Annotated in this window: 7 protein-coding genes; 4 read left to right on the top strand and 3 right to left on the bottom strand. The window is 53.6% G+C overall.

The window, feature by feature from the left end; translation table 11 throughout:
• Window positions 1-132: 132 nt before the first annotated feature.
• Complete coding sequence (locus tag VN114_RS10170; RefSeq protein WP_325514498.1) at window positions 133-1,164, bottom strand: porin; 1,032 nt, start codon at window positions 1,162-1,164, stop codon at window positions 133-135.
• Between the two features lie 219 nt (window positions 1,165-1,383).
• Complete coding sequence (locus VN114_RS10165; RefSeq protein ID WP_325514497.1) at window positions 1,384-2,475, bottom strand: porin; 1,092 nt, start codon at window positions 2,473-2,475, stop codon at window positions 1,384-1,386.
• A gap of 144 nt (window positions 2,476-2,619) precedes the next feature.
• Between VN114_RS10165 and coq7 the strand changes: the two genes are divergently transcribed.
• Window positions 2,620-3,246 (top strand): 2-polyprenyl-3-methyl-6-methoxy-1,4-benzoquinone monooxygenase, encoded by a 627-nt coding sequence (coq7, locus tag VN114_RS10160; RefSeq protein WP_325514496.1) that lies wholly within the window; start codon window positions 2,620-2,622, stop codon window positions 3,244-3,246.
• A 60-nt stretch (window positions 3,247-3,306) separates the two neighbouring features.
• On the opposite strand, the gene VN114_RS10155 is transcribed toward coq7, so the two are convergent.
• The gene (locus VN114_RS10155) at window positions 3,307-3,747 is read right to left on the bottom strand and encodes an OsmC family protein (RefSeq protein ID WP_325514494.1); all 441 of its coding nucleotides are present in this window, start codon (window positions 3,745-3,747) and stop codon (window positions 3,307-3,309) included.
• 309 nt (window positions 3,748-4,056) lie between these two features.
• Here VN114_RS10155 and rplM point away from each other — a divergent pair, with 309 nt between their 5' ends.
• The 3 genes from rplM (at window position 4,057) to argC (ending at window position 6,105) form a co-directional block, all read left to right on the top strand.
• Window positions 4,057-4,485 carry a 50S ribosomal protein L13 gene (rplM, locus tag VN114_RS10150; protein ID WP_325514492.1) on the top strand — a complete coding sequence of 143 codons (429 nt, stop codon included), beginning with the start codon at window positions 4,057-4,059 and terminating at the stop codon, window positions 4,483-4,485.
• Window positions 4,486-4,494: 9 nt separating this feature from the next.
• Window positions 4,495-4,887 (top strand): 30S ribosomal protein S9, encoded by a 393-nt coding sequence (gene rpsI, locus VN114_RS10145; protein WP_325514491.1) that lies wholly within the window; start codon window positions 4,495-4,497, stop codon window positions 4,885-4,887.
• Window positions 4,888-5,067: 180 nt separating this feature from the next.
• Entirely contained in the window at window positions 5,068-6,105 is a 1,038-nt protein-coding gene (gene argC, locus VN114_RS10140) for an N-acetyl-gamma-glutamyl-phosphate reductase (RefSeq protein ID WP_325514489.1), read from the top strand.
• The last annotated feature ends 3 nt before the right edge of the window (window positions 6,106-6,108 follow it).

Here is a 6,108-nt window from a genome sequence, read left to right as displayed (position 1 = left end):
AACAAGGTGGTGCGGCTATGAGGGGATGCACAATTGTTGTGAGGAAAATTATTTTTTTAATAATTTATCCAAAACAAAAAAGCGCCCGAAGGCGCTTTTTAAATCACGAACAGGCTTGTGGCCTGTTTGGATTTAGAAATTGTGTTGAATGCCGACAGCCAAACCGCTAGTGTTTTCGCCAGGAACGACAGCCGGTGAGGTACCAAAACCCTGAGCAGACAGATCGTCGTTGTCTACGCGTGCATAAGTAGCGTACAGCGTCGTACGTTTCGACAGCGAGTAGGTGTAAGACAATGCCAGCACATTGTTATCGCGATCGTCGCGGTCATCGTTATTATTGATGTATTCCGCACGGATTGCGCTAGCGCCGAAGGGGACTGTCACGCCGATCAGGCCGCTTTTGACCTTCAGATCAGCGCCGCCGTTATTGCTCTCCAATTTTTTCTGGCTGTAGGCACCATGCAGCTTGACTGCGCCGAAATCATAAGTGGCGCCGAGTAACGCGATCTTCAGGTCGCTCGTGTCGACACCAGCAGCAGTGGTTGTGTTGCCATCGCTATAAGCAAATTGAACGTTCAGCGGGCCGTTTGCGTAACCCAATTGAGCGCCCCAGACACGGTTGGCGCTGTTGTCGCCAGCAGCTTCGCCAAATTGGTAAGCGATTTCACCGGAAAAGCCCGAGAAATCTGGTGTGATATAGATGATCTGATTTGGGTTGCGCTCAGGAATAGCGGCAATGCCGTTTGCGCTGCCGCCCAAATAGGTAATGGCATTCACCAAGCCACCCGTACCAAACGGGTCGATTTTCGAAAGAGCTTCTTTGATTGGGGTATTTTGTTTGCCCAAGCGGACTTTGCCGAAACCACCGTTCAAACCAACGAACGACAAACGGTTGAAGCCAGGATCACCGGTGCCATCATCTGTATTAATGCCTTGTTCCAAAACGAATTCGGCTTTGAGTCCAGTACCGAGATCTTCAACGCCTTTAAAGCCGATGCGGCTGGAGTTGTTGTTACCGCTACGTACCTGGTTGACGCTGTCGCCGCCGTTGTCGATGTGGGCAATACCAGTATCAACGATGCCGTAGATGGTGACAGACGATTGCGCCGATGCCGTGCCAGCAAACGCGCCGAAAATTGCAAGCGCCAAGAGTGATTTTTTCATTCCAGTTCCTCATGAGTTTTAAAAGGTCACTTGCGTAGTGACAATCCTGCAGACCTTGCCGAACTACCTGCAAGCTGACTCATCGGATTGGAACAAAGGAATATGACTAGAATGTTACTGCGCGGAATTTAAGGCGATGTCGACGTTTTTTAGCAACAAAAGACGTGATTTATGACAATTTTATGACAGTTTGATGAATTTTCAATGACATGGCAGGTATTAGAAAGAGTGACTGATACCAGTTGAGATGCCTATCTGGCTAGTTTGCCCTTCGGTTGGCAGGGTGGCAATTCCCGACAATTCCGCATGATCGAGTGCGGCATAAAGAGTGGTTCGTTTGGATAAGGCGTACGTGGTTCCGAGGATTGCAAAATTACGCCTTGCGAGTTCGTATCCGTCTGATTCCAGCGTGGTCCGGTAGTAGCCGAGTGTGACAGCTATCGTTGAGGTGACGTCATAGCTGGCGCCGGCCCAGATATTTTTCATTTGATGCCGGATCGGTGCGATGCCGTCGTCGGTGCTGGTTCGGATATATCCGCCGGAAAAGCGGATGTTTCCGATTCGATATGCTCCGCCGAATGTAATCTGATCCTGATCACGATAGATGGCAGGGCCAAAAGCGGCGACATTTGGTTTTTGCCTGGTGTAGCCGCCGCCAATCATGAACGTTTCCGTGTTGTAGCCGATTGCGATGGCTTGTGCCTTGCCGTCCTTGACCACGCCGTTCGTTTCGCCGAAGGCATATTCGGCGCCGAACAGCAGGCTGCCGACCTTGCCGATATATTGAACATCGTTATTGAAGCGGGTGCCGCCCATCGTGCCAAACGGGTTGCCGGGCAGGTTGCCGTCAGGGTGGCCTGCTGTCGCGCCGGCCAGCGGGATCGTATGAACGTAATGATATTGAAATGGATCGTAAAAGCTGATGATCTTGCAGGACAATGACGGCATACGCCCGAAGTCGACGACCCCGAACGGACCTTCGAGGCCGACCAGTGAATAGCGATTGAAGAGTTTGTTCTGCCAGTTGTCGAGTTCGCCGGTGCCGGTATTCCAGCCCGATTCCAGTAGAAAATGCGCGCGCACACCGCCACCCAGATCCTCGTCGCCTTTGAAGCCGATACGATTATTGTAAAACTCGCCGTTTGAACTTAACTTCACCAGGCGGTTTCCCGCCGCGTTGACATTGGTCAGGCTGCGAATACCGGCGTCGATCGTCCCGTAGAAGGTGACAGCGGATTGGGCTTGGCATTCAAAAGCAAATGTTCCGGAAAATGCGCCGGACAGGGCAATGACGATGCGTGAAATTTTCATTGATGGAAATACGGATGAAACGTTACGACGGCTGCGCGATAATGCAGAAGTGATTGGGTTTGTTGTGGCTGGCTGGCAATATAATTGGCCGTATTGTGCAGTTTCCCGATGGTAATGACACGTTTTATTTTTCAGGAATGACGCATGTATTTTCTTGATCGCTTGATTACTGATTTCGACTCAGCCCTGCGCACGATGGCTGCGGTTTCCGTTGCGCGTCGCCCATCGCCAGCTGCTGGTCTTGCAGAAAGTGAAATGGATACGAAAGAGCGGCGACACAGTGCAGGCCTGATGCGTGTTAATCATGTGGGCGAGGTGTGCGCGCAAGCGTTGTATCAGGCGCAGGCAAAATTTGCGCGCAGCGATTCAGTGCGGGAAAAATTTCTTCAAGCCGGGCAGGAGGAGGAGGATCATCTTGCATGGACCGCGCAACGTTTGCAGGAGCTGGGTTCGCATCCAAGCTTGCTGAATCCGCTGTGGTACACCGGGTCTTATCTGCTGGGAACCGTTGCCGCGGCGTTGGGCGATGCGCGCAGCCTCGGTTTTGTCGTGGAAACGGAACGCCAGGTCGAGGCACACCTGAATCTGCATATGGGAAGCCTGCCGTCAAAGGACATGAAGTCGCTGGCAATTGTGGCGCAGATGAGCGTGGACGAGGCGGCACATGGTGCTGCCGCAAAGGATCTGGGGGCGCAGCGTGTGCCGCCGTTGACGCAAAAAACGATGCGTGCAATGGCGAAGGTCATGACGACGACGGCCTACTACATATAATTTCGTCGTCGAAATGGGAGAGGCCGGACCAATAGGCTGGTTCTGGCCGTGCCGGGCCGATTAGCTGTTAGTTGATGCCAGATCGTCCACGATCTCGAACGAGTGCGTGATTTCTGCCGTCTTCTCCATCATGATGGAAGCGGAGCAGTATTTATCGTGCGACAGTTTGATCGCGCGCTCGACCAGATTGGGTCTCAGATTGCGGCCTGTCACGGTAAAGTGAAAATGGATTTTGGTGAAAACCTTCGGATCGGTTTCCGCTCGTTCCGATTTGAGTGACACCTCGCAGCCGCGCACATCCTGGTTGCTTTTGCGCAGAATCACTACAACGTCGTAAGCGGTGCAACCACCGGTTCCCAATAAAACAACTTCCATCGGGCGCGGTGCCAGATTGCGGCCGCCGCCTTCGGGAGCGCCATCCATGGCGACGACGTGGCCGGAGCCGGTTTCGGCCAGAAAAGTCATGCCGGACAAACCGGTCCAGCGAACTGTGCATTCCATTATTGAATTCTCATCAAGTTGCAAAAGTGACGATATTGTAACGGTTGGGAGATAAACGGGCTGTCAAGCGGGTCGTTCGCACGAGGCCGACGTGCGAGCCGAGGACCTCTTTTTCGCGAGAGTCGTCGGAAAGTGACAGTGTCGCCAAGCGATTCGCACATGAATTTGACGCCAAGTCCTTGAAAAGACTATAATTTGCGGTTCTCCCGTTTGCTCAGGGAGAGACAACAAGGCCGAGTACGCAAGCGAGGCAGCAAGTGCCTGCGTAACCACCATTTTTGAGCAAGCAATCTTGATTAGGAAGTCAACATGAAAACCTTCTCCGCTAAAGGACATGAAGTCCAGCGCGACTGGTTCGTGATTGACGCGACGGACAAAGTCCTCGGACGTGTTGCCAGCGAAGTGGCACGCCGACTGCGCGGCAAACACAAACCGGAATTTACTCCTCACGTCGATACAGGCGACTTCATTGTCGTCGTCAACGCAGGCAAACTGCGCGTGACCGGTACCAAAGCAACAGAAAAAACATACTATCGCCACTCGGGTTACCCAGGCGGTATCTATGAAACCAACTTCAAGAAAATGCAAGAGCGTTTTCCAGGTCGTGCACTCGAGAAGGCAGTCAAAGGCATGTTGCCTAAAGGCCCGCTCGGCTACGCGATGATCAAAAAGCTCAAGGTTTACGCAGACGGCACGCATCCGCACGCTGCGCAGCAACCTAAAGCACTCGAATTCTAAGGAACAGACATGATCGGTAACTACAATTACGGAACCGGCCGTCGCAAGAGTGCAGTGGCTCGCGTCTTCATCAAATCGGGCTCGGGCCAGATCGTCGTCAACGGCAAACCAGCTGCTGAATACTTCTCGCGCGAAACCGGCCTGATGGTCATTCGTCAACCACTGGAACTGACCAACAATGTCGAAACATTCGACATCATGGTCAATGTCAGCGGCGGTGGCGAGTCCGGCCAGGCAGGTGCAGTTCGTCACGGCATCACCCGCGCATTGATCGACTACGATGCAGCGTTGAAACCGGAACTGTCGAAAGCAGGCTTTGTCACTCGCGATGCACGTGAAGTTGAACGTAAAAAGGTCGGTCTGCGCAAAGCACGCCGCGCCAAACAGTTCTCCAAGCGTTAAGCCTTACGCAAAGCGTGCATTTCAAGAGCACGAAAAGCCGCCAGGTTTGCGCCTGGCGGCTTTTTTTTCTGCATTGGGTTTCATTGTGCAAATGCCGGAAAACATGCTGAAAACATCGGCTGTTAAAATACGCAAGAGCAACACGCAAAAGCAATAGCGTCACATGAGTCAGGAAAGAACATGATCAAAGTCGGCATCGTTGGCGGTACGGGATATACAGGCGTGGAATTGCTGCGCATTCTTGCGACGCATCCGCAGGTAAAACTGACGGCAATCACGTCGCGCAAGGAAGACGGCATGCCCGTGGCGGACATGTTTCCGTCATTGCGCGGTCGCGTCGATCTGGCGTTTTCCGCTCCCGAGAAAGCCCGTCTGGATCAATGCGATGTCGTTTTCTTTGCAACGCCGCACGGCGTGGCGATGGCGCAGGCGCCGGAACTGCTGGCTGCCGGCGTCAAGGTAATCGATCTGGCTGCGGATTTCCGTTTGCAGGATACGGCGTCGTTCGAGAAGTGGTACAAGATGCCGCACAGCTGCCCGGACCTGTTGAAGGAAGCTGCCTACGGTCTGGTCGAGTTGAATCGTGATGCGATTCGCAACGCACGCATCGTCGGGAATCCTGGCTGCTATCCGACGACCATGCAGCTTGGCCTGGCGCCGTTGCTGAAGGCCGACCTGATCGATGCCTCGCATCTGATCGCCGACTGCAAGTCCGGCGTATCCGGCGCGGGCCGCAAAGCTGAAGTCGCAACGTTGTTTTCGGAAGCGAGCGACAATTTCAAGGCGTACGGAGTATCGAGTCATCGCCATTCGCCGGAAACGCTGGAGCGCCTGTCCCTGCTGACCAAGGACAAGGTCGGCCTGATTTTCACACCGCATCTGACGCCGATGATTCGCGGCATGCATTCAACGCTGTATGCACGCCTGACGAAGAATATCGACAACGCCGCGCTGCAAAAACTGTTTGAAGACATGTATGCAAACGAACCGTTTGTCGATGTCATGCCGTTCGGTTCGCATCCGGAAACACGTTCGACGCGCGCTTCCAACATGTTGCGTATCGCATTGCACAGACCGAACGATGGCGATACGGTCGTCGTGCTTGTCGTGCAGGACAATCTGGTCAAGGGCGCGTCCGGTCAGGCCGTGCAATGCATGAACCTGATGTTCGGGCTGGACGAAACGACCGGCCTGATGCACGTGCCGGTTTTGCCGTAACAG

The sequence above is a fragment of the Oxalicibacterium sp. genome (assembly GCF_035565035.1).
Classification (GTDB): domain Bacteria; phylum Pseudomonadota; class Gammaproteobacteria; order Burkholderiales; family Burkholderiaceae_D; genus Oxalicibacterium.
The sequence above is the reverse complement of the archived record's forward strand: the minus strand, read 5'-3'. Positions and strand labels throughout refer to the sequence as shown.